Genomic DNA, 23,238 nt, shown 5'->3' on the forward strand with positions numbered 1-23,238 from the left:
TATATAGATCGCTTAATCGATACCGTGGAATACCGCATCGTCAGGTCCAATGTAAGCCGGTGACTTCCATGCGGCGTCGCGCATTGAGTGTTGGACTTGGCGTTCCACGCCTAAGAGCACCGCGAAGATCGCCATGCGGACCGGAATGCCGTTGTCGGTTTGCCGAAAGATAGCAAGCCTTGGATCGTGGTTTAGGTCGGTGCTAAGGTCGTTAGCACCAGGCCGTCCATCACGCGGCAACGGATGCATGATCAGCGTATCGGGTCCGCACACGCTCTCCACCAACGCTTGGTTAATCTGAAAATCCGGCGTGTAACCTTCAATGGATTCATCGGCAAAACGCTCTTTCTGAATCCGCGTTGCATACACAACGTCCGCGCCCTTCAACCCCGTCTGCAAGTCGTTGGTCTGCTCGACCACATGATCGTTGCGATTGATCTGATCGAGAATAGAAGCGGGCATCTCGAGCGAGGTGGGCGAGATCAGCGTGAACTTCAGTCCCCGATACAACGCCAGCAGCTTGGCCAACGAATGGACCGTGCGGCCGTATTTAAGGTCGCCCACCATGGCTATATGCGAGCCGTCGACAATCTTCCCGACACGCGAGAATTCGCGCTGGATGGTGTAGAGGTCGAGCAGCGCTTGACTGGGATGTTCGCCGGGGCCGTCCCCTGCGTTGATGACCGGCACGTTGGTCGCGCGTACGAACTCCGCCACGGAGCCTTTCTCCGGATGACGCACGACGAGTGCGTCGGCGTAACCGCTGATCACGCGGCTGGTGTCGTAGATCGACTCGCCTTTTGCCATCGATGAAAACGTGAAGCCGGTCGTGTCGCACACCGAGCCGCCCAGCCGGCAAAACGCCGCGCCGAAGCTGACACGCGTGCGCGTGCTGGCTTCAAAGAACAGGTTGGCAAGCACCGCGCCTTCGAGCACGCGTGTGATCTTCTGGCGGCGCGCGATGGGTTGCATCGTGTCGGCGACCTGGAAAAGCGCCTCTACGGAGTCACGGGAGAATTGATCGACGGACAGAAGATGCGGCCGGCCTTCGTGAAGAATGGACGGAGAATATACGCGTTGTGTATATTCGTCGCCGGACGGAATTCTTTCTACCAACTCCATGACGTAGCGGCTCGCAATTTCGGGCATGGCTCGCGATTCCGCCGATTCGTCCGGGAGCAGCCAAGTGTCCAATGCTCTGCGCGACACGCCAATCCGGTTCGCAAAGGCGTCGCGGGTCATGTTCAGGCGGCGCATGGCATCGCGCAGGAGGGTTTGCTGTTGAGCTTGCACGATGGGCGCTCCGGAGGTGGTTGTGTACGCGATGCGTATATTAAATCACTCGCCGAAAACGTGCAATACGACTTCGCGCCTGCTCGGGGCGCGCCGGTGTTCGAAGACATAAATGCCTTGCCACGTGCCGAGGACCATCCGGCCGGCATCGACGGGAATGGATAACTGGACTTGCGTCAGGGCGGTTCGCAGATGCGCGGGCATGTCGTCAGGGCCTTCCGCGTCGTGGACGTAGCGCCCGGGCGCTTCCGGAGCAATGGTCTCGAAGAACTGTTCAAGGTCAGTGCGGACGTCGGGGTCGGCGTTTTCCTGGATCAGTAACGAAGCCGACGTGTGCCGCAGGAACACGGTCAGCAGACCGGTGCGGATGTCCTGGAGATTGATCCAGCGATGGATGTCGGGGGTAATTTCGTGCAGTCCGCGCGTGCGTGTGGGCACGCTCAGATGATGGAGCGCCTGCTTCATGTCGATGTCTCCGTAAAGGGAATGCGCGACGGGGAAGCGATCGCGCGTGCCTATGAAGTTTATCGGCTGGAGCGAGGTTTGGCAGACGGCGAGCGCGCGGACGGGACCGGGGTAATGCTGCCTGTGGTCATCGCGCGCTGGCGCCTTGCCGTGCAAGCGGCTCAATGGCCGAAGTAGATCGATTGATTGGCGTCGTCCGGCGCAACATGCACGCGGCTACCCGACACCGACGTGCCGTTGGCCGCCGATCCATACGACGAAGACGCGATGCTTTGTTGTTCGGCTACGCGTTGTTCGGCAGCCTGGATGTCTTGCGGATAGTTGACGTCCTCGCCACCCGGGTTGTAGCCGGCTTTTTCCAGTTGAACGAGTTCGGCTTTAACTTGGGCACGGGTGACGGGGGCGTTGCTTTGTGCAAAAGCGAAAGCAGGGGCGGCCAATGCCGACGAGAGAACGAGAGCGGAGATAAGGAATTTGTTCATGATGACCTCAAAGTTAAAGTTAGGATTCCGATTTATTTAACCGGCTTGCGAAGATTGATTCGGCGCGTTGGATCAGTTCGTTGCGCTGGACGAGTTGGTAGCCGCTGCGCTGGCTACCGCGTTGGCGTTGGCCGCCTGGTTTTGGGCCTGGCGTGCTTCTTGTTGTTGTGCGAGTTGGTGCGCGAAGATCGGGTTGACGTCGGGGTAGGACGAGTCAGTGACGAAATCGCGGCCGTCTTGCTGTGCCGCGATCAGTTCCTGATAGACCTGGGCGCGGGTCTTGGTTTGGGCAAATGCGTGTGCCGAGGCAATAGTAGCGAGGAACAGTACTGCGACGCTGAGGGTTTTCATGGTTTGCTCCTGCGAGGTTGATTGTGTGCAGCTTGCAATGGAGAGAACCCGGAATGAGCCCGGGATATTCCCGATAAATTTGATTATTTTTATGTTCGGAAGAATTAAAATTTATTTGGAAAGATGCGGAATAACCCCCTGGAGACGGTGTTTACGCGCGTAGGGGATTACATATAGGGGATTCTTGCGCTTGGCGTGGAATAAAGCCCGCTGCTGTGTGTTCGCCCCTGTACGAACAGCCAACATTGCCAGATCATGCCCATAGCAAAACCTCCAACGGAACCCCGGCTCTCCGAGTCGGACGTCCAGGCGTACGCCGACGGCATGCTCGATCCCCAGCGCGCGGCGAGCGTAGCGACATATCTGAAGAGCCGCCCTGACGAGGCGGATCGGGTCGCGTTTTACGGCCGTCTGAACTGGCAGATGCAGAACGCCTTTCACGAAGCCGACACCGAACACGCACCCCCGCCGCCCGCGTCCGTGCGGCGTATGTCGAGACGCAGCCTTCGCGCGCTGCTCATCGCGGCGGTTGTAGCGCTGGCAGTCGCCGCCGCCGCAATCTTTGCGTTCGACATTTCCGATTCAGCGCTCGACAATGCCTCGATGATGGCGCTTGAACAAGCCGTTGCTACCCAGGAAATGGCATCAGGGGCGGTCGGTTATGAAAGCGCGGTGAAGGTTTTGGCAAGCGCCCCAGATCTGTCCAGCGTCGGTTTCCACCCCGTCGCGCGCCGGGAAATGTCCGTGGGGCCATTCGCTTCGGCAACTGAATTCGTCTACCGCAATAAAGGTGGCGAGGCCGCCGTGCTGCTTGTAGCCCCAGGCCTGTTTGCACAGCGGCAGCCTCAATGGAAGGCCCATCGCGTGGGTGCAAGCCGCTTGCTCGCATGGACTGCGGGCGGCAAGCGTTACGTGTTGGCGGGCCGAGCGAAGACCCGTGGCCTGATGCTGGCAGCCGACTTGATGACGGGCAGTTAGGCATCAAGGCCGTAGCAAGAAGCTGCCGGCGGCATAATCACGCACCACGGTACAAAATACGCTGACAGCGGGAATATTCGCCACGACCCGGTGTTAGCCCATCATCAGAGCGGCGTTTTATCGAACGTTTGCGTAAGCTTACAAAATGAAGGAAGGCCGATGGGCGTCCGTGACGAGTTAATGGAACATGTGCCGCGATTGCGCCGCTACGCGCGAGCGCTGATCAATAATCGCGATCTCGCCGACGATCTGGTGCAGGACACGCTCGAACGCGCGCTCCGGCACACCGAGAAGTTTCAGACCGGCACCGATCTGCGCGCGTGGCTGTTCACGATCATGCACAACGTGTTCGCGAATCAGGCGCGCCGGGCGGGCGTGAAGGCCGTGCATGTTTCCGTCGATGACGAGAACATTTCCGAGCGCGAGTTTGCCGTGCCGGGCACGCAAACACAGTCGCTCGAAATGCGCGATCTGGACTTCGCGTTGCAGCGTTTGCCGCTCGACCAGCGCCAGGTCGTGTTGTTGGTAGGGCTTGAAGAAATGAGTTACGCCGAAGTGGCGCAGGCGCTTGAAATCCCGATCGGGACCGTCATGTCGCGCCTGTCGCGCGGACGTGAAAGACTGCGCGCATTGATGGCCGGCGCGCAACCGGGCGCTAAATTACAGGTGGTGCGATGAGCGACCAACAAACACCCATCAGTGAAGACGAAATTCACGCGTATGTCGACGGATCGCTGGCGGAACATCGCCGCGAGGAGATCGATCGCCTGCTGGAACGCGATGAAGCACTGGCTACGAAGGTCAGCGACTATTTCTCGCTGAACAGCATGTTCCATGACCGCTATGACCGCGTGCTAAGCGAACCCGTGCCGCAGCGTCTGCTGCCGCCCGAACCCAAGCGCTGGCGTGCTGCCGCCAACTGGCCGCAATTCGCGGGCATGGCGGCGGCGCTTGTGCTGGGCGTCGGGATCGGCGTGGCGGGCATGACGGGGACCATGGGCCACGACACCCTCGTGCCGGGAAGCGGCGGGGCGTCGGTGCAACGTGCAAGCTATAGCATGGGCGAGTCGTTTGCACGGCAGTCGGCTATCGCCCATGTGATGTACGCGCCGGAAGTGATGCGGCCCGTGGAAGTGGGCGCAGATCGCGAGCAGGAACTGGTGCAGTGGATCTCGAACCGGCTGGGTACGGATGTGCGTCCGCCCGTGCTGACGCGCTCGGGCTTTGAATTGATGGGCGGTCGCTTGCTGCCCGGCGACGACGGCCCGGTCGCGCAGTTCATGTACCACGACGCGAAGGGCGAGCGTATTACGCTGTGTATATCGCATCGGAAGATCAGCTCGGACACGACCGCGTTCAAGCTGTATCAAGATGGATCGGTGAACGTGTTTTACTGGATCGACGGTGACTTCGGTTACGCCGTGTCCGGCGCGATCGACCGGAAAGTGCTGCTTGACCTGTCGCACGACGTCTATTCGCAGTTGACCGCAATGGGGGGCGCCAAGCCGCCCTCGGGCGCTTCCGTGTCTACGCAATAAGCTTGGCGGCAGCCGCGGTGTTCAACAACACCGTGGCTGTTCCTGTTCCCGTCGCGGAACGCGGCGTTAGCCGATTAATTGCGCTAGCCCCGGAATAATCCGCCACGCAAAGTCGTTCACCCCGTTGTAGCCCCAGAAAATAGAAAAGTAAATCGTGCGCGTCCTTTGGGAATTGATATTGATAAGGATATCGAATTAATGATAAAAGGCGACAAACAGGATCGATCCCCATGACGACTGACCCATTTTCACCTCGCCCTCGCGGGCGGCAAACCATTCCGCTATTCAGGCTTGCGGCTATTGGCGCGGTCGTGGCGGCTATTGGCGGCGCTTTTGTCTACGTTGCCGGCTTTGTGACACCGCATCGCCTGACGCCGCAGCGTATTGTGAATACCTTCGAAGCGAATGCGGGCGTTCATCCAGGATTCCGCCGCAATCATGCGAAGGGCGTGTGCGTGTCGGGGTATTTCGAAGGCAATGGCCAGGCGTCGGATATCTCCCGCGCTGACGTGTTCAAGGCCGTGCGAACGCCAGTGATTGGACGCTTCGCCATTCCGGGCGGCGATCCGTCAGCCCCGGATGCAAGCGTGCCGGTGCGCAGCATGGCGCTGGATTTCAAGTTGCCCGATGGGCAGCAATGGCGCACGGGCATGAACAATACGCCGGTGTTTATCGTCAATACGCCGCAGGCTTTTTATGCTCAACTGGTGGCGTCGAAGCCGGATCCTGCGACGGGCAAACCTGATCCGGCGAAGCTCAAGGCGTTCTTCGCAGCACACCCCGAGACCGCGCCCTTCCTGCGTTGGGTGAAAGACCATCCACCATCTTCGAGTTTCGGCAACGCGGCGTACTACGGCATCAACGCATTTCGTGCAATCGATGCAAACGGCAAGACTCACTTCGTCCGCTGGTCGATGGTGCCTGAGACGCCGTACGCACCCGTCACCGCGGAAGAGAAGAGTCAGCACGACTTTCTCGATACCGAACTGCGCGACAGGCTGACAAGCGGTCCGCTGCGTTGGCACCTGATCCTGACGGTGGCCAAGCCTGACGACCAGACGACCGATGCAACCCAGGCGTGGCCCGAAGACCGGCCGCACATTGACGCGGGAACGCTGGTGATCGAGCACGAGAGCGCGCAGAGCGACGGCGATTGCGGGGATATCAACTACGATCCGACCATCCTTCCCGATGGCCTCAAGCCATCCGCTGATCCGCTGCTGGCAGCGCGTTCTTCGGCTTATGCGGTGTCCTATAACCGCCGCACGCATGAGGAGGCGCAGGGTCTGGCCTCGGCTCAGCCACCGACACGGGGTCACGAATGAGCGCCGATCGAAAGCACTTCAGTCCGTCAGCGCGATTTTTGCACTGGCTCATGGCGCCGCTCGTCATAGCGATGTTGTTCATCGGCGTGGGGATGGTGGCCACTTTATCGTCGTGGCATCAGACGCTGCTCGCCATTCACAAGCCGCTGGGGATAGCAATTCTTGTGCTGGTGAGCGTGCGTTTCATCGTGCGGCTGACACATCGCACGCCTCTTCTGCCCGACGACATGCCGCGCTGGCAGCAGCACGTCGCGCATCTGTCGCACTGGGTTTTCTATGTGCTGTTGTTCGCCATGCCGCTGGTCGGCTGGTCGATGCTGTCAGCCGGTGGTTTTCCGATCCACTTGTTCGGACCGGTGAACCTGCCGGCCATTGTCCCGCAGGACGTGCGCCTGTATGCGTTGCTTCGATCAGCGCATACGGTGCTGGCTTTGTTGCTGTTCGCGACGTTCCTCGCGCATCTCGGCGCGGCGATGTTCCATGGCCTGATCCGACGCGACGGCGTGTTTTCGAGCATGGCGAAGGGCGGCGACTAGGCGGCGGCCTTTCACGCCACGCTGGTCGTTTCAGCCAGCCTGCTCGACCGGCGTCACGTCCAGCTCCAGCTTTTGCGTGCCGCGCAACACGGTCACTTTCACCGCCCGATCGATACGCGATGCATCCAGCGAGCGCTGCAAGCTATCCACGCTATCAACGGCTAGCGTGTCCATGGCGACGATCCGGTCGTCCGTACGCAATCCACCGAGCGCCGCCGGACTCGCTTTCACGACCTCCATCACATGCACGCCGCTTGCCGCCGGCAGCTCGAAATAACGCTGCACCCGGCGCGAGATGGGCGTCGTTGTGCCGGCCACGCCAATGTACGCCCGCCGCACGCGCCCGTGCGCGAAGAGCTGCATGATGACCCACTTGGCGGTATCGATGGCTGTCGCGAACGAGATTGCCTGGGCGCCAGCAATGATCGCTGTATTCACACCAATCACCTGACCCGCCGAGTTGATCAACGGGCCGCCCGAGTTGCCGGGATTGAGCGCGGCGTCGGTCTGGATCACGTCGTAGATCATGCGTCCGGAGTTCGATCGCAGGGATCGTCCGAGCGCCGAGACCACCCCGGTCGTGACCGTCTGCGCGAGGCCGAGAGGATTCCCCACGGCAATCGCAATCTGCCCGACGCGCAACTTGCCGGATTCACCCAGTTCGACATGAGGCAATACGTCGGCGGAGCCAATGCGCAGCACCGCGAGGTCGCTGTCAGGATCGTCGCCGACGAGATCCGCGTCAAATTTCGCGCCGTCCGCGAGCGTCACGCGGATGTGCGTGGCGCCGTGCACGACGTGGCTATTCGTCAGCAGATAACCGTCGGGCGTGAAGATGAACCCCGAGCCTGAGCCTCCCTGCGCACCGCGGCCGCTTCGGCCACTTTGGTCGCCGGGCAATCGTCGTTCGACTGAAATAAAGGCCACCGCCTGTTGCACGCGGTCGAGCGCGCTGATCACGGTCTGAGAGTAAGCGTCCAGCAGGGCCTCGTCGCCGAGCGGGCTGGCGAGCGCGGGGCCGGTGAGGCCGCGCGATAAATCATCGATGAATTGGGGACGGCTTCCCATGATCATGCTCCGGATAAATGGATCATGAGATGCGGGATTCTTGGCGGTATTTCAAGCCCGCGCTGCGCTCCCCGCGACGGGCGGCCGTCTCAGCATTTCCACTGCGATCGATATCACAATTGATCGTTTAGTACTGGACGCGCGCGTTGTTAGCATGATCGGCTGCCTAATATTCCTGCGATGTCTCCATGAAAATATTCACCCGTCTGGCCGCGTGCCTCGTGCTGACCTTGACTGCCTTAAGCGCGGTGAGCGCCATGGCGCAAACGCCTTCGGGCGACCCCGTGAAGCTGCGCATCGGCTTTCAAAAATCCTCCACGCTGATCGCGATCCTGAAGGCGCGCGGCACGTTGGAACGCGCCGTGGCACCGCTTAATGTACGCATTGAATGGGGTGAATTCGCAAGCGGCCTGCCGCTCACCGAAGCATTGAACGCGGGCGCAGTGGACTTTAGCGCGGATGTAGCGGATACCGTCCCGGTCTTCGCGCAAGCCGCTAACGCCAACTTCGTCTACGTCGCGCAGGAATCGCCGTCGCCTTCGGCGCAAGCGGTGATCGTGCATCGCGACGCACCTATCCACACGCTCGCGGACTTGAAGGGCAAGCGCATTGCGGTGACGAAGGCGGCCGGTAGTCACTATCTGCTGCTCGCCGCGCTGGCCCGCGCCAAACTTTCGCCAGCCGATGTCAAGATCAGCTACCTCGCACCCGCCGACGCGCGTGCAGCGTTCGAGCGCAACGACGTGGACGCCTGGTTCGCATGGGACCCGTATGTGGCTTCCGTCGAACAAGATCCGGGCGCACGCATCCTTATCCGTGGGGACGGCCTTGCCTCGTATCAGCGGTATTACCTTGCGTCCACGCCCTTTGCACGAGCGCACCCGCAGATCATCGATATCGTCTTCAAGCAACTCGTTGAGGCGGGTGTCTGGACCAAGGCGCACCCGCAAGAAGCGGCCAAGATTCTGGCCCCGGTGTGGGGTCTCGATCAGGCAACAGTCGAGCGCGCCAATACGCGGCGCACGTATGCCGTGCGTACGGTTGTAGGGAAGAACTTCGGCGAGCAGCAAGCCATTGCCGACACTTTCTATCAGGCGAAGCTGCTGCCCAAGCCCGTCGATACCGCCAGCGCGCTTGTCTGGGACTTCGCCGGGCGCAAGGCTGTGGCAGCGAATTCAGCTACGGCATCGCTGACCGCAACGCAGCCGTAGCGGTGGTTAATCGATGACCTCCCGTAAGTCCTCACCTTCACCGGGTCGCCGGCGTTTGCTCGGCAGTCTCGCTGCCGGCGGCTTCGCCGCCTCACAAGCAGGCGCTGCCGAATTGCTCAAGCCGCTTGAGATCGCGTCATGGTCGAAGTCGCCCGGCACACCGATCCTCGAACATCCTTACGGCCTGCCGTCGCGATACGAAGCAGAGGTGGTGCGCCGCGCGGCCAAGGCGTGGCCATTGCCCGGCGCGGCGTCCTCCATGACGCCGCTCGCCGATCTGCATGGTTCGATCACACCGAACGGTCTTGTCTACGAGCGTCATCACGCGGGCGTTCCGGATATCGATCCTGCGCTGCATCGGCTCGCCATTCACGGACTAGTACGGAATCCAAATCTTTTCACGATGGACGATATCCTGCGACTACCGTCGGAGTCGCGGATTCATTTCATCGAATGTTCGGGGAATACTGGTAACGAATGGAACGGTCCGAGCGGCATGCCGGTGCAACTCACGCACGGTCTGTTGTCGTGTTGCGAATGGACGGGGGTGCGTTTGTCCACGTTGCTGGAAGAGGTCGGCGACACTACTGGTGGATCAGGTTGGGTGCTGGCCGAAGGCGCCGATGCCGCCGCGATGACTCGCAGCCTGCCGTTGCAGCGCATTGCGGATCGGGCGCTTGTGGCTTACGCGCAAAACGGTGAGCGCTTGCGTCCCGAGAATGGCTATCCGTTGCGGCTGATCGTGCCCGGCTTCGAGGGCAATACGCACGTGAAGTGGCTGCGCCGCCTGAAGGTGGTCGATGCTCCTTTGCAGACGCGCGAGGAAACGTCGAAGTACACGAATCTTCTCGCCGATGGCACCGCGCGCCAGTTCGTGTTCGAGATGGACGCGAAGTCGGTGATTACGCGGCCGTCGCCGGGACATCGGCTGACCACGCACGGGTTTTATCCGATCTCCGGATTGGCATGGTCGGGACGCGGGACGATCCGCCAGGTGGAAGTCTCAACGGACGGTGGCGCAAGCTGGCGATCGGCGCGGCTTGAAACGCCCGTGCGTGACCGCGCGCTCACGCGTTTTGAGGCTGACTGGAACTGGACCGGCGAGCCGGCAAGCATACTGTCGCGCGCCACCGATTCAACCGGCTACGTCCAACCCACACGCGAAGCGCTGGTCGCCGCGCGCGGTCTCAACTCGCAGTACCACTACAACGGGATCCAGCAATGGCGTATTGACGCAGCAGGCGAGGTGCGCAATGCGTAGAGCGCTATTGCTCGCGCTGATTGCCGTGGCGCCCGCGTGCTTCGCAGCGCACGACATTGGCACGCCGCTTACGGCGGACGAGATTGCTGCATGGAATATCGATGTTGCCCCGGATGGGCGTGGTCTTCCTGCGGGCAGCGGGGACGTGACGACGGGCGCGCATATATTCGCCGAGAAATGTGCAGCCTGTCACGGCGCATTAGGGCAGGGTTTGATCGGCGATGCGCTGGTGGGCGGAAGGGGCACGCTGACGAGCGCCAAGCCCAAGCGCACCGTTGGTAGCTATTGGCCCTATGCCACCACGTTGTTCGACTACATTCGCCGCGCGATGCCCTACAACGCACCGCAGTCCCTGTCGGCTGACGAGGTTTATGCGCTTAGTGCTTTTCTGTTGAATCAGAACGCCATCGTACCGCCCAATACACGGCTTGATGCGCAGTCACTACCAAAGATAAGGATGCCGAATCGTGATGGTTTCGTACCCGATCCGCGTCCTGGCCGACTCTGACTATTAAGGAGCAAAGCATGTCTGACCATTACCGAACGAAAGACGAAACATTACCGCACTTGGCCGTTCCATCCCGCCGTCGTACCCTGCTTAAGATAGCCGCGCTAGGCGCAGGTGCCACCAGCATTCTGACCGGCGCCGGCGCACTACTGACGAGCCGGACGGCACGCGCCGAGGAGTCGGGCAAAACGTTCCGCATCGGTTATCAGAAGTACGGCAACTTCGTCGTTCTGAAGGCGCGCGGTACGCTCGACAAACGGCTTGCAGCGCAAGGCGTCACCGTGCAATGGCTCGAATTCCCCGCTGGACCGCAACTTCTGGAAGGCCTCAACGCAGGTGCAGTCGATGCCGGTACGGTAGGTGAAACGCCACCCATCTTTGCGCAGGCCGCGGGCGTGGACTTTGTCTATGTCGGCAACGAACCTCCTGCACCGCAAGGCGAAGCGATTGTCGTGCCGCACGATTCGGCTATCCGTAAAGTAGAAGACCTGCGCGGCAAGAAAGTGGCGTTGAACAAGGGCTCGAATGTGCATTACTTGTTAGTCGAAGCCTTGAAGAAAGCCGGGCTTTCGTACACCGACATTCACCCGGTCTACCTGGCTCCCGCCGACGCGCGCGCGGCCTTCGTGCAGGGCAGCGTTGACGCATGGGTCATCTGGGACCCGTATCTCGCGGCCGTCGAACGTCAGGCGAATGCACGCGTGATTGCGGACGGCACCGGGCTGGTGCGCAACACGCAGTACTACCTTGCAACACGTAAGTTCGCGACTGCCCAGCCGCAGCTTGTGCATGCGCTGCTGGAGGAGCTCGATCACGTCGATCAATGGGGACGCGACAACGTGCCGGATGCCGCCAAGCTTTTGTCGCCGCTAGTTGGACTGGACCAGCCAACGCTTGAACGCGCGTTGAAACGGACCGGATACGGCGTTCAGCCGATCACGCCGGAGACCCTTGCCTACCAGCAGCAGATTGCCGATACCTTCACCGACCTCAAGCTGATTCCGAAAAAGCTGTCGGTCGCCAATGCACGCTGGAACGTCGCTTAGCTTGAATATTGCGCTCCTGCGTCGCTAGAGACGCGTAAGCAGAATTGGCGAGAACCTTAGCTTAAATAAATCGTTCATGCCTAAAGTGGGCATCGCTAAGATGAATCAACTGAACGGGGACGGGCGACTCGTTTCGCATGAACATGGGCGGTATTTTTGTTCGTCGCGTCTGCGCTCGCTTCCTGTTCGACACTCGAACTTACACCGCAAGGCAGGAGCCCTCGATGAATGTTTTCTGGTTCATTCCGACCCACGGCGACAGCCGTTATCTCGGCACGACGCAAGGCGCGCGCGCCGCGGATTACGACTACTTCCGCCAGATCGCAGTCGCGGCCGACACGCTTGGCTATGAGGGCGTACTACTGCCAACGGGTCGCTCATGCGAAGACGCGTGGGTGGTTGCCTCCAGCCTGATTCCCGCAACCAAGCGCCTCAAGTTCCTCGTCGCAATTCGCCCGGGCCTCACGTCACCGGCATTGTCCGCACGCATGGCGTCGACCTTCGACCGCCTCTCCGGCGGCCGTTTGTTGATCAACGTGGTGACGGGCGGCGACCCGATCGAACTGGCCGGCGACGGTGTGTTCAATGACCACAATACCCGCTATGAAGTCACGGACGAATTCCTGCAAATCTGGCGCGGTCTGCTTGAGTCGTCGCATGAAGGCGGCTCGATCGATTTTGAGGGCAAGCACTTGAGTTCTAAAGGCGGCAAGGTGCTCTATCCGCCCGTGCAAAAGGCGCATCCGCCGCTGTGGTTCGGCGGCTCGTCGCCGGCGGCGCACGAGATTGCAGCCGATCACATTGATACCTATCTGACCTGGGGCGAACCGCCCGCTGAAGTTGAAAAGAAGCTCGCCGATATCCGTCGCCGCGCAGCCGATAAAGGCCGCAAGATCAAGTTCGGCATTCGCCTGCACGTGATCGTGCGCGAGACGGAACAGGAGGCGTGGGCCGACGCGGACAGGCTCATCAGCAAGCTCGACGATGAAACCATCACGCGCGCCCAGGCATCGTTTGCAAAGATGGATTCGGAAGGCCAGCGGCGCATGGCGGCGTTGCACGGCGGTCAGCGTGACAAGCTTGAGGTCTATCCGCATTTGTGGGCCGGTGTAGGCCTTGTGCGCGGCGGTGCGGGCACGGCGCTGGTAGGCAATCCGGAGCAGGTCGCGGGCTTGATGAAGGAGTACGCGGCGCTCGGTATCGACACCTTCATCCTGTCAGGCTATCCGCATCTTGAAGAGTCGTACCGGTTTGCCGAACTCGTCTTCCCGCTGCTGCCGCGTGAACAGAAAGAGCGCACGTCGGGTCCGTTGTCGGGGCCATTCGGTGAAATCGTCGGCACGTCGTATCTGCCGCGCGCTTCTCAAAGTTGATTGGCAAGTTGATTCGCAAAGTTGAACCCGGAGGTCCGATGAACGTGGGTCCGTTTTTTCGTCGCGCGGGCGTACAAGCCGCGCCTTGGCTTGTGCCCATCCTGATCCTGATCGCATGGGAACTGGCCGCGCGCACGGGCGGTTTGTCGTCACGGGTATTGCCCGAACCCCTGGCTGTGGTCAAGGCCGCGTGGGAGCTGATCCAGTCGGGCGACATGTGGGCGAACGTGAAGGTCAGTGCATGGCGTGCGCTGACGGGCTTTGCGATCGGCGGTGGTATCGGCTTTGTGCTTGGGCTGGGAACCGGACTCTTCAAGCCGGCTGAGATCGCTCTCGACTCGACCGTGCAGATGATCCGCAATATCCCCGCGCTCGCGATGATCCCGCTGGTGATTTTGTGGTTCGGCATCGGCGAGGAAGCGAAGCTTTTCCTGGTCGCCTTGGGCGTATTTTTCCCCGTATATACGAACACGTATCACGGCATTCGTTCCGTTGATGCAGACCTGATCGAGATGGCACGCAGCTACGGACTCTCGGGCTTTGCGCTGTATCGCGACGTGATTTTGCCGGGGGCATTGCCTTCTATTCTGGTGGGCGTACGGTTCGCATTCGGGTTGATGTGGGTGATGCTGATCGTGGCTGAGACCATCTCGGCGCAATCGGGGATCGGCTACATGACGATGAACGCGCGCGAGTTCCTGCAGACCGATGTAGTGGTGGTCGGCATCCTGCTTTATGCGCTGCTCGGAAAGCTCGCCGACATGCTCGCGAAGTCGATCGAGCGGGCAACACTGCGCTGGCATCCTGCGTATCAGAAGGGAGCAAAACCGTGACATCAAGCTACGCATCGTATGCATCGGGCAACGCCGTGCTGGAAGGCAACGGACCGGAAATTGCCACACGTGAACGCGCGCCCGCAGTAACCGCACCCCGTACGCCTAACGCTGACATGGCCGTCTCGCTGCAAGGCGTCGACAAACATTTCGGCGAGCGCGAGGTGTTGTCGAACTTTGATTTCGCCATCGAGCGCGGCAGTTTTGTGTCGATAGTCGGACGCAGCGGCTGCGGCAAGTCCACGTTGTTGCGGCTGATTGCCGGCCTTGAAAAAGCGACGGGTGGTGTCGTGCAACGCAATGCGGCGGCGGGAGCGAGCGTTCTGGAGACCCGCATCATGTTCCAGGATGCGCGCCTGCTGCCTTGGAAAAGCGTGCTGCAAAACGTCATGCTCGGTTTGCCGCGTTCGTCACGTGAAGACGCGCGCGCGACGCTGGCTGAAGTGGGCTTGAGTGCGCGGGAAGGAGACTGGCCCGCGCAACTGTCAGGTGGTCAGCGGCAACGGGTAGCGCTTGCACGCGCGCTGGTGCACCGGCCGGACCTGCTGTTACTGGATGAACCGCTGGGCGCGCTCGATGCATTGACGCGCATTGAAATGCACGCACTGATCGAACGTCTGTGGCGCGAGCATCGTTTCACTGCACTGCTTGTCACGCACGATGTGCAGGAAGCGGTGGCGCTGGGCGAGCGGATCGTGTTGATCGAAGCGGGGAAAATTTCCTTCGATGCCGCCATCGCCCTGCAACGGCCGCGCTCGCGCACGGCGGAAGGTTTCGCTGAACTGGAAGAACAAGTGTTGTCGCGTGTTCTTAAGAACGGCGCGCACACGGGCTAGCGGGTTATCGATTCACTCATTGCCGCTGTCTACCGGCCCCGGCACTATTCAATCAATACGGAGCATCATCATGGGCATCACGGCAATCAATGTACGCAACCAGTTCAAAGGGCATATCAAAGAGATTATCCGTGGTTCGGTGGTCTCGGAAGTCGATGTGGAGACGCCTTATGGCATTGTTACGTCGGTGATCACCACGCGTTCGATCGATGAGCTGGAACTGAAGGTAGGGAGCGAAGTGATCGCGTTCGTAAAGTCGACGGAAGTTTCCATCGCGAGGCTTTGAACGCGCAGTGAAGGGGCAGGGCGTACTCAGGCCGCGACTGCCCCAAGACCTTCCATCAATTCGCCGCGCAGGCTCGCAAGCAAAACGTCCCGACGATCGCGCGGCCGCTCGACACTGACCTCGATCTCACGCACGATCCGTCCCGCTCCGGTTTTACCCGACGGCGTCATCAGCAGCACGCGGTCCGAAAGATAAAGCGCTTCGTCCAAATCGTGCGTGACTAGGAGCGCCGCCGTCCCATGCGAGCGCACGAGCGACAACAACAGATCCTGTAATCGCATCCGGGTCATTGCATCGACCGCGCTGAAGGGCTCGTCAAGCAGCAGCAAATCCGGCTCGGAAAATAGCCCTCTTGCGATTGCTACCCGCTGCGCCATGCCACCGGACAACTGCTTGGGAAGATAAGTGCGCGCCTCGGCAAGACCCACTTCAGCTAGCAATTCACCCACACGCGGGTCACGTCCACGACGCGGGCCTGCTGGAAACGCGACGTTGTCCGCCACGCTCAGCCAGGGCAATAAACGCGGTTCCTGAAAGATCACGCCGATCCTGCTTGATGGACCTTGTTGTGGTTTTCCATCGATTAGGATCTCGCCATTGAAGTCCCGGTCCAGGCCCGAAAGAATCCGCAACAACGTGCTCTTACCGCAACCACTCGGACCGACAAGACTTACTATTTCGCCGCGCCGGATCGAGAGCGTCAGACGTTCGAGTATGGTGCGCGTGTCGTAGTGTTTGTCAGAGACGCGCAGGTCGAGAAGAGGGGCGCTCATAGGCGGTTTCCGTTACTGGTGTCGCGCCATGAAAGCACGCGGGTTTCGATCGCCTTCAGCACGCTATCGCTTAGTTTTCCGAGTAACGCGAGTAACAGGATTGCCCCGAACACAAGGTCTGGACGTCCGGTTTCGCGTCCATCGCTCAGCAGATAACCCAGACCACGCGTGGCCGCGATCAGCTCTGCGGCGACCATGAACATCCATGCAAGGCTGAGACCGGTTCGCAGCCCGGTGAAGATATGCGGCAGCGACGCTGGAAGTAGAATACGCGTGAAGAGCGCCCGCTGACTCAGGCGATTTACCTCGCCGAGTTCGATCAGCTTGCGGTCCACGCCGCGAATGCCGGCGACCACGCTCAAGTGCACGGGAAAGAACGCGCCGATCGCGATCAGCGTGATCTTGGGCGCTTCGTCGATACCCATCCATAGCAGGAGCACAGGAACCCATGCCAGCGATGGAATGGCCCTTAGCGCCTGGAAACTGGGATCGAGCAGCGCGTCGAGTCTTCGGCTCAGGCCCATCGCCGCACCGAAAAAAATTGCCACGACCGCGCCAATAGCAAAGCCTGCAAACACGCGCAGGCTACTGGCGCCGATATGTCGCGCCAGACGGTCGCCGCCGAGTTGCCAGAGCGTTTCTACTATGGTGCTTGGCGCCGGAACCAGATGCTCGGGCACTACATGGGTTCTCACCAGCGCTTCGATGAGACCGAGAAACGCAAAGGGCAGAAGGAGCCCGGCGATGCGCCATGATTGCAGCGGGGACCGCGCCGTTTTCTTCCCGGACGATAATCGTCCAGGCAACGCGAGTGATTCATCGGAGGCCATCACGTTCGCCCTTAGCGCGGGCCGGTTCATTTGCTGCTAGCCGATGCGATGACAGGCTGCGCGAACTTGACGTCGATCAGCGCGTCGATCACCTGATTCAGATCGGTGCCCGGTTTAACGAGCTGTTCCTGCGTGAGAATCGGCGCGGCGGCCTTCAACGCATCGATCTGCTCGGCGCCAGGTTGTGGATGGCTGAAGTCATTGCGGCTCAGTTGCAGCTTTGCCACCGGCAACGACAACTTCGACTCCTCGGAAATGATCTTCGCGGTTTCGTCCGGATGCGCAGCGATCCACACGCGTGCCTGTTCGTACACTTTCAGCACATGTGCAAGGGTCTCAGGATGCTCCTTGATGAAGTCTTCACGCGCATTCAGGAATCCGTAGGTGTTGAACGCAACGTTACGATAAAGGAGCCGTGCGCCGTCATCAATTTGCGCTGCGGCCATGTGCGGATCGAGTCCGGCCCATGCGTCGACTTGCCCGTTAGCGAGCGCGGTGCGCCCATCGGGATGTTGCAGATTGACCAGCTCCACATCGTCGCGTGTCAGACCGACCGTATGCAGTGCACGCAACGTAAAGAGGTAGGGGTCCGTGCCTTTGGTCGCGGCAATTTTCTTGCCCTTCAGATCCGCCAAGGTCTTGAGCGGCGAATCCTTGGCGACGACCAGCGCGGTCCATTCGGCCCGCGAGTAAATATAGACTGCCCGGATGGGATTGCCGTTGGCACGCCCGAGCAGGGCGGCCAGGCCCGCTGTGGAGCCAATATCGATCGCACCGCTGTTCAGGTATTCAAGCGCGCGGTTGCTGCCGAGGCTTAACACCCACTTGACCTGCGTGTGATCAGGCGCAAGTTCTTTTTCCAGCCAGCCCTGGCGTTTGATGACCAGGCTTTCGGGCGAGTAATACGCGTAGTCGAGCTTTACTTCGGCGGGTGGTGCGGCGTGCGTGACGGCCGGCACCCATGCTGCCGCCATCATGGCGAGCAAGGTGATGAAGCGAGAGAGTAGCGTGCCCCGGGCAAATTTCATCGATCGGTCCTGTTGGTCTTTCGAACAATTTTTTTAGTGACCGGTCAATGTAATGAAAGCCGCTGCCGGGGCGAACCAATAAAAGCTCAGAACTTAAGCACGTCGGAAGCTATGCAGGTTCGCCTCACGGCGTGGACGTCCCGCTTAGAACGCCGGAATGATTGAGCCCTTGAACTGGGTATCGATGAAATTCTTCACGTCCGGCGACTCATACGCGGCGACCAGTTTCTTGACCCAGGGTGCGTTGCGATCCTGAGTGCGAACGGCGATCAGGTTGGCGTAAGGGCCCTTCAGGTCTTCAATGGCAATGGCGTCTTTCGTAGGCGACAGGCCCGCTTTCACGGCGTAGTCCGTATTGATCGATGCCGCCGCGAGGTCGTCCAGCGAGCGCGGCAACTGTGCCGAGTCGAGTTCGATCAGCTTGATGCCCTTGGGGTTCTCGACTATGTCGAGCGGCGTTGCGTTCACGCCATCTTTACCCACACTGGCCTTCAACTTGATGATGCCGTTTTTCTGCAGCAGCAACAGCGCGCGATTGCCGTTCGACGGGTCGTTCTGGATACCGACTTTCGCCCCTTGCGGCAGGTCTTTCAACGACTTGAACTTCTTCGAGTAGAAGCCCATTGGCGCCACGTAGGTCAGGCCGACGTTGACGATCTTGTAGTCGCGCTGCTTGATCTGGCTGTCGAGGAAGGGCTGATGCTGGAAGCCGTTTGCGTCGAGGTCGCCTGCATCGAGTGCGGCATTGGGCTGGATGTAATCGTTGAATTCGATCACCTTGATCTTGAGGCCTTCACGCGCTGCAACTTTGGACACTTCGGTCCAGATCTGCGAGTCGGGGCCGCTCATGGTGCCGATTTTCAGCGGCGCGTCTTCCGCATGGGCGACGCCGAAGACAGCGCCGAGTGCGGCGAAGGCGAGACTTGCAAGTACAGTTCTACGATGCATGTTGAAACTCTTTCTGGTTGGCAGGCGCGAATCGTCTCATGACTTGCGCGCTAGCCTAACCATTCTGTTTTCATGTGTTTATGCCAATTTGAAAGCTTAGCTAAGACCCGATGCATACGAGGGATGCACCGGTCAGTAGTCGCACGACTTGCTTCATTCCTTCCAGAAAACCAGCGCCCGCAATTCGATGCTTCTGCGTGGTGCGGCACCTTCCGGCGTAGTCGGATCTTCAAACGCTGTGTGTGCGGTCAGACGGGCCGTGCCATCGTCACGAGAGTCATAGATCTTGAGCAGCAGCGGCTCGTCGGGCCGTAGCTTCGGGAAGTAATACCAGCGATGCGCGGGGTTATGCGTGAAGGAAAAAGTCTCACCGACTTTGTCCTTGTACACGAGGTCGCTTGGCACCAGATCGCTCGCTGCAATCGAGCGTGCGTCGCAAAGTGCAAGGGGTAGCTGCTCCACGACGTCGAGCGGACGCCACAGGTTGATGATTGCAAAGCGGTGCATGAGGCGTTGCGCGGCTTCATCGGCAGGTAGATGGTCTCGCACGCGACGCGGCCCGGAGACGAACGTCTGGTCGTTGTGCACGCGCCTCACGGGTTCGCGCAAGGACGCGGTGGCGCGCGAGCCGCTCAAGCTGTCGCGCAGGGTGTGATCGAAGACCACAACCTTCTCCGCGCCCGTCGCCTTTAGCAGGACCTGTTCGGATTCGCGGTAGTAGATCGAGCGGATGGCGGCGTCGTCGCTGAAGTCGGTCAAAGCGCTCGCGTGCGCGATGCGTTCGAAGCCGCTTTTATCCAGCGATAGCTCTCCCGCTGCCGCGAGTGGACGCGCGTCGCGGATGGTCACGCGCCGCGGTTCGAGTGCGCCTGACGTCCAGGCAACACCGGGCGGCGGCTCGAACGTATAGCTCACCGGCCGGCCTTCGCCAGCTCGCAGATAATTGAGTTCAGCCTCTACCGCCTGCAACGTCTCTGCACGCGGACGTTCTTCGAATACGGTGCTCATGGTCGTTCCTCGGCCTCTTGATCAAGACTTCAAAGCTATACCCGCAAGACCCGAAGCTGAACGAATAAAAATCCATAAGGTTATGCGCTCGGCATTGCGATAACCCTACTTGCTGGCGAAGTATTCCGGAAGGCGGAAGCCATCGTAGAAGTGATTGGTTCGGATAGCTTGCTGAAAAGCGGGCGATTGATAGGCATCGACAATGTCCCGCGTACTGCGCGATGTCTTGTTCGCGGCCCTGACCACTACCTGGTTAATGTACGGTGGTGTCATCTGCTCGAGGGCCAGCGCGTCGGTCAGTTTGTAGCCGCTGAAGATCGCGAAATTGCCCTGAATGGCGGCGAAATCGACGTCATCCAGTGCGCGCGGCGCCTGCGCATTTTCAAGCGGAACGATCTTGATGCCGGCCGGATTCGCGATCACGTCACGCTCGGTCACATCCACCGGATTGCTGTTCGGGCGAAGCTTGATCCAGCCGATCCGCTGCAGGATCTTGAGCGCGCGCTCCAGGTTGACCGGATCGTTGGGCACGGCCACTGTCGCGCCGGCCTTAACGTCAGTCAAGGCGTGATGCTTCTTCGAATAAAGGCCCATTGGCGGCGTGGGTACTTGCACGACGGCAATCAGATCCGTTCCGTTGCGATCGTTATATGACTTCAGATAGACCTCGTGCTGCATGACGTCTGCCGTGATCTCTCCACGATGAACCGCCTGATTCGCTTCCAGCCCCGTGCTGAATTCCACGTACTTGATCGTGTAACCCTTCTGGCGTAATTGCGGTTCGACGCCGGCCTTGAATTCATCGGCGTAAGGTCCGGGCACGAAGCCAATGCGCAGTTCGTTTGCACTGGCTGCACGGGCGCTGAACGGAGCGAGCGCGGCGCACAGCGCCAACGCAAGGAGGAAGGGGCGTTTCGACATGGGGATCAATGGAAAAAGTCAATGACTGCAGGCGCGCCGAAAAGGTACGCATGACAGCGAAATCAAAGCGAAGCGCGCGCTACGTTTCAACGCGCGCTTCGTGGTTCAGAAAGTTTCCTTGAACGGACGCAGATCAAGTTCCTGCGTCCATGCGCTTCTATGTTGATGGTGCAGTTGCCAGTAGCTTTCCGCGATGGCGCTTGCGTGCAGCAAGCCATCGTCACCAGCCTGCTGCACTCGCTGCGGTGCGGATTGCCGTAGACGCTCACCGTCGATGCCGCCATCAATCACGATATGCGCCACATGCACGCCCTCGGCTCCGAACTCACGCGCGAGGGTCTGGCTCAATGAACGCAGCGCCGCCTTCGATGCAGCAAAAGCGGCGAAGGGCGGTTTGCCGCGTAATGCAGCCGTAGCGCCCGTGAATAGCAGCGTGCCGCGCCCCGTTGAGCTGGTCGTGTTCAGCCCGTTGTTCAGGATTCGGCGCAGTGCTGCCTGAGCAAACAGGAAGCCGCCGAGCACGCTGGTGCGCCACGCCTGCTCGAAGTCCGCTGCGCTCAGTTCAAGCGTGGGCGCACGGCTCGCGCCACCTGCGTTGAATATGGCCGCCGTTAAGGGGCCGAGTTCACGCACGCGGTCGGCAAGCTCGGCGACCGTTGCTTCGTTCGAGATATCGCCGGGCAATGCGTGAGCCACGCCGCCTGCGGCGCGAATCTCCGCAGCGATGCTTTCCACACGTTCGGCCGTGCGTCCGGTGAGAGCGACCGTGAAGCCGCCCTCCGAGAAGCGCCGGGCGACTGCTGCGCCGAGTCCTGCACTGGCGCCGACGCCGGCGATCCATGCGACGGGCGATTGTTCATGCGGGAGACTGGAAGATGACTGGATGGTTGAGTTCATGGCGATGACGTTAGACCGGCTCGTGGTGATTGGGAAGGAAGAAAACGCGATAACGTTATTCGACGCTGCGAGATTGATTCTAGTCCTGGGTCATCTTTTGCGTTCGGCGTGGTTTGTATATGTGGATCGATTGGTTGAGGCCGCTGCGAGGTGGTCGTAATGTGCATATCGAAACGTCGGGGTCTTTTTTTCAAGCCGCGGTGCATGTCCGATCTTCAATCGAAAAAGACCCGAATGTTCCAACCTCAAGCTGGCGATCCGCCTTTCAGGAGACACGCAATGAACGCAGCTGTCGCAAGCACTACCGAGTCGGTCCAGGTCACGCCGCTGTCGGCGTTTATCGGCGCGCAAATCAGTGGCGTCGATCTATCGCAGCCACTCGACGCTCATCAGGTCGCGCAGATTCGCGCGGCGTTGTTGAAGTGGCGCGTGATCTTCTTTCGCGAGCAATTCCTCACGCATGCGCAGCACGTGGCGTTTTCCGCGCAGTTCGGCGAACTCACGCTGGGGCATCCCGTGTTCGGGCATGTAGAAGGGCATCCTGAGATTTATTCCATTTCCAAGTATCGCAAGGCAACGCGCTTCGAAGGACAGGCGTTGTTACGTCCATGGACCGGTTGGCATACCGATGTGACCGCGGCGGTTAATCCGCCGTTCGCATCAATCCTGCGTGGTGTCACGATCCCGCCTTATGGTGGCGACACGCAATGGACTAGCCTTGTCGCCGCGTATGAAAAACTGTCGGCGCCGCTGCGGGATTTTGTCGATGGTTTGCGCGGGGTGCATCGATTCACACCGCCTGCAGGGGCCAGCGGCACCACTGCGTTTCAGCAAGCCGTGCAGCAACGCGCGCTGGTCACTGAACATCCGCTGGTGCGTGTGCACCCTGAAACCGGCGAGCGTGCGCTGTATGTCAGCCCGAGTTTCCTGAAGCATATTGTTGGCGTGTCACCGCGTGAGAGTCAGGCGATCCTTGAGCTGCTGTGGGAACACGTGACGCGTCCGGAGTTCTCGGTGCGGTTCAAATGGGAACCGGGCAGCATCGCGTTTTGGGACAACCGGTCGACTGCACACCTTGCGCCATCGGATATCTTCGACCTGGAGTTCGATCGCCAGTTGTATCGGACAACGCTGGTGGGCGATGTGCCAGTGGGGCCGGACGGACGCGCGTCGGTCGCGGTGGAAGGGTCGCCGGTTAATGCTGCAGCAGCGGTGGCGTTGAACTAAGAGGCCGTTGGTTTTCGTTCGCACTCGGGTTTGGATTTGGGTTTGGATGTGGGTTTGGATTTGGATTTGGGTTTGCCGGTGAGGGTGGTCGGGGTTTATGCCGGGGTGGTGCTTTCAGTGTTAGTGGTCTGCGTACGTCGGATTTTCTCTTTATCACTGTTAGCCACTGTGCGTGGCGGCCCGTCATTTCTTTGTCCAAAGCGACAAAGAAACGAA

The 23,238-nt window shown here is 60.2% G+C and carries 26 protein-coding genes; 14 read left to right on the top strand and 12 right to left on the bottom strand.

Features of this window, described 5'->3' with window-relative positions; genetic code table 11:
• Positions 1-12: 12 nt before the first annotated feature.
• From GSQ93_RS37405 to GSQ93_RS37420, 4 genes are all read right to left on the bottom strand, one after another.
• A complete protein-coding gene (locus GSQ93_RS37405; RefSeq protein ID WP_158941249.1) occupies positions 13-1,293 on the bottom strand; it encodes an aspartate carbamoyltransferase in 1,281 nt (426 codons plus the stop codon).
• A 45-nt stretch (positions 1,294-1,338) separates the two neighbouring features.
• Positions 1,339-1,758, bottom strand: a complete 420-nt coding sequence (locus tag GSQ93_RS37410) for a secondary thiamine-phosphate synthase enzyme YjbQ (protein WP_158941250.1) — start codon at positions 1,756-1,758, stop codon at positions 1,339-1,341.
• Positions 1,759-1,919: 161 nt separating this feature from the next.
• Entirely contained in the window at positions 1,920-2,240 is a 321-nt protein-coding gene (locus tag GSQ93_RS37415) for a DUF4148 domain-containing protein (protein ID WP_158941251.1), read from the bottom strand.
• Between the two features lie 72 nt (positions 2,241-2,312).
• Positions 2,313-2,591: a DUF4148 domain-containing protein gene (locus tag GSQ93_RS37420; RefSeq protein ID WP_158941252.1), complete on the bottom strand. Its 279-nt coding sequence runs from the start codon at positions 2,589-2,591 to the stop codon at positions 2,313-2,315.
• Positions 2,592-2,846: 255 nt separating this feature from the next.
• Between GSQ93_RS37420 and GSQ93_RS37425 the strand changes: the two genes are divergently transcribed.
• The 5 genes from GSQ93_RS37425 to GSQ93_RS37445 all read left to right on the top strand — a co-directional run bounded on the left by GSQ93_RS37425 (position 2,847) and on the right by GSQ93_RS37445 (position 6,968).
• Positions 2,847-3,569 carry an anti-sigma factor gene (locus GSQ93_RS37425; RefSeq protein ID WP_158941253.1) on the top strand — a complete coding sequence of 241 codons (723 nt, stop codon included), beginning with the start codon at positions 2,847-2,849 and terminating at the stop codon, positions 3,567-3,569.
• A gap of 159 nt (positions 3,570-3,728) precedes the next feature.
• The gene (locus GSQ93_RS37430; protein ID WP_158941254.1) at positions 3,729-4,247 is read left to right on the top strand and encodes an RNA polymerase sigma factor; all 519 of its coding nucleotides are present in this window, start codon (positions 3,729-3,731) and stop codon (positions 4,245-4,247) included.
• Positions 4,244-5,107 carry an anti-sigma factor gene (locus tag GSQ93_RS37435; protein WP_158941255.1) on the top strand — a complete coding sequence of 288 codons (864 nt, stop codon included), beginning with the start codon at positions 4,244-4,246 and terminating at the stop codon, positions 5,105-5,107. The genes GSQ93_RS37430 and GSQ93_RS37435 overlap by 4 nt, the downstream gene beginning before the upstream one ends.
• A gap of 230 nt (positions 5,108-5,337) precedes the next feature.
• Positions 5,338-6,432 (top strand): catalase family peroxidase, encoded by a 1,095-nt coding sequence (locus GSQ93_RS37440; protein ID WP_158941256.1) that lies wholly within the window; start codon positions 5,338-5,340, stop codon positions 6,430-6,432.
• Positions 6,429-6,968: a cytochrome b gene (locus GSQ93_RS37445; RefSeq protein ID WP_158941257.1), complete on the top strand. Its 540-nt coding sequence runs from the start codon at positions 6,429-6,431 to the stop codon at positions 6,966-6,968. Before GSQ93_RS37440 ends, GSQ93_RS37445 begins: the two co-directional genes overlap by 4 nt.
• A gap of 30 nt (positions 6,969-6,998) precedes the next feature.
• On the opposite strand, the gene GSQ93_RS37450 is transcribed toward GSQ93_RS37445, so the two are convergent.
• The gene (locus GSQ93_RS37450; protein ID WP_158941258.1) at positions 6,999-8,036 is read right to left on the bottom strand and encodes a S1C family serine protease; all 1,038 of its coding nucleotides are present in this window, start codon (positions 8,034-8,036) and stop codon (positions 6,999-7,001) included.
• Between the two features lie 257 nt (positions 8,037-8,293).
• Between GSQ93_RS37450 and GSQ93_RS37455 the strand changes: the two genes are divergently transcribed.
• From GSQ93_RS37455 to GSQ93_RS37490, 8 genes are all read left to right on the top strand, one after another.
• Positions 8,294-9,247, top strand: coding sequence for an aliphatic sulfonate ABC transporter substrate-binding protein (locus GSQ93_RS37455; RefSeq protein WP_254074265.1), 954 nt, complete (start codon positions 8,294-8,296; stop codon positions 9,245-9,247).
• A 13-nt stretch (positions 9,248-9,260) separates the two neighbouring features.
• Positions 9,261-10,508 carry a sulfite dehydrogenase gene (gene soxC, locus GSQ93_RS37460; RefSeq protein ID WP_158941260.1) on the top strand — a complete coding sequence of 416 codons (1,248 nt, stop codon included), beginning with the start codon at positions 9,261-9,263 and terminating at the stop codon, positions 10,506-10,508.
• A complete protein-coding gene (locus tag GSQ93_RS37465) occupies positions 10,501-11,016 on the top strand; it encodes a c-type cytochrome (RefSeq protein ID WP_158941261.1) in 516 nt (171 codons plus the stop codon). Before soxC ends, GSQ93_RS37465 begins: the two co-directional genes overlap by 8 nt.
• 17 nt (positions 11,017-11,033) lie before the next feature.
• Positions 11,034-12,062 carry a sulfonate ABC transporter substrate-binding protein gene (locus tag GSQ93_RS37470; protein ID WP_158941262.1) on the top strand — a complete coding sequence of 343 codons (1,029 nt, stop codon included), beginning with the start codon at positions 11,034-11,036 and terminating at the stop codon, positions 12,060-12,062.
• 224 nt (positions 12,063-12,286) lie between these two features.
• Positions 12,287-13,435 (top strand): FMNH2-dependent alkanesulfonate monooxygenase, encoded by a 1,149-nt coding sequence (gene ssuD, locus GSQ93_RS37475; protein ID WP_158941263.1) that lies wholly within the window; start codon positions 12,287-12,289, stop codon positions 13,433-13,435.
• Positions 13,436-13,473: 38 nt separating this feature from the next.
• Complete coding sequence (ssuC, locus tag GSQ93_RS37480; protein ID WP_158941264.1) at positions 13,474-14,268, top strand: aliphatic sulfonate ABC transporter permease SsuC; 795 nt, start codon at positions 13,474-13,476, stop codon at positions 14,266-14,268.
• 59 nt (positions 14,269-14,327) lie between these two features.
• Positions 14,328-15,104, top strand: a complete 777-nt coding sequence (locus GSQ93_RS37485) for an ATP-binding cassette domain-containing protein (protein WP_254074266.1) — start codon at positions 14,328-14,330, stop codon at positions 15,102-15,104.
• Between the two features lie 70 nt (positions 15,105-15,174).
• Complete coding sequence (locus GSQ93_RS37490; RefSeq protein ID WP_031357267.1) at positions 15,175-15,390, top strand: molybdopterin-binding protein; 216 nt, start codon at positions 15,175-15,177, stop codon at positions 15,388-15,390.
• Positions 15,391-15,416: 26 nt separating this feature from the next.
• On the opposite strand, the gene GSQ93_RS37495 is transcribed toward GSQ93_RS37490, so the two are convergent.
• From GSQ93_RS37495 to GSQ93_RS37525, 7 genes are all read right to left on the bottom strand, one after another.
• On the bottom strand, positions 15,417-16,163 hold the full coding sequence (locus tag GSQ93_RS37495; RefSeq protein ID WP_158941265.1) for an ABC transporter ATP-binding protein: 747 nt from the start codon (positions 16,161-16,163) through the stop codon (positions 15,417-15,419).
• Positions 16,160-16,993: an ABC transporter permease gene (locus GSQ93_RS37500; protein ID WP_158941277.1), complete on the bottom strand. Its 834-nt coding sequence runs from the start codon at positions 16,991-16,993 to the stop codon at positions 16,160-16,162. Before GSQ93_RS37500 ends, GSQ93_RS37495 begins: the two co-directional genes overlap by 4 nt.
• Positions 16,994-17,019: 26 nt before the next feature.
• Positions 17,020-17,970, bottom strand: a complete 951-nt coding sequence (locus GSQ93_RS37505) for an aliphatic sulfonate ABC transporter substrate-binding protein (protein ID WP_254074267.1) — start codon at positions 17,968-17,970, stop codon at positions 17,020-17,022.
• Positions 17,971-18,165: 195 nt separating this feature from the next.
• Complete coding sequence (locus tag GSQ93_RS37510; RefSeq protein WP_158941267.1) at positions 18,166-18,969, bottom strand: MetQ/NlpA family ABC transporter substrate-binding protein; 804 nt, start codon at positions 18,967-18,969, stop codon at positions 18,166-18,168.
• Between the two features lie 153 nt (positions 18,970-19,122).
• Positions 19,123-19,977, bottom strand: coding sequence for a CmcJ/NvfI family oxidoreductase (locus GSQ93_RS37515; protein WP_158941268.1), 855 nt, complete (start codon positions 19,975-19,977; stop codon positions 19,123-19,125).
• Between the two features lie 105 nt (positions 19,978-20,082).
• On the bottom strand, positions 20,083-20,898 hold the full coding sequence (locus GSQ93_RS37520; RefSeq protein ID WP_158941269.1) for a MetQ/NlpA family ABC transporter substrate-binding protein: 816 nt from the start codon (positions 20,896-20,898) through the stop codon (positions 20,083-20,085).
• Between the two features lie 105 nt (positions 20,899-21,003).
• Complete coding sequence (locus GSQ93_RS37525; protein WP_158941270.1) at positions 21,004-21,795, bottom strand: SDR family NAD(P)-dependent oxidoreductase; 792 nt, start codon at positions 21,793-21,795, stop codon at positions 21,004-21,006.
• Positions 21,796-22,074: 279 nt separating this feature from the next.
• On the opposite strand from GSQ93_RS37525, the gene GSQ93_RS37530 reads away from it, so the two are divergent.
• A complete protein-coding gene (locus tag GSQ93_RS37530) occupies positions 22,075-23,022 on the top strand; it encodes a TauD/TfdA family dioxygenase (protein ID WP_158941271.1) in 948 nt (315 codons plus the stop codon).
• Positions 23,023-23,238: the final 216 nt, after the last annotated feature.

The sequence above is a fragment of the Burkholderia sp. S171 genome (assembly GCF_009766085.1).
Classification (GTDB): Bacteria; Pseudomonadota; Gammaproteobacteria; order Burkholderiales; family Burkholderiaceae; genus Caballeronia.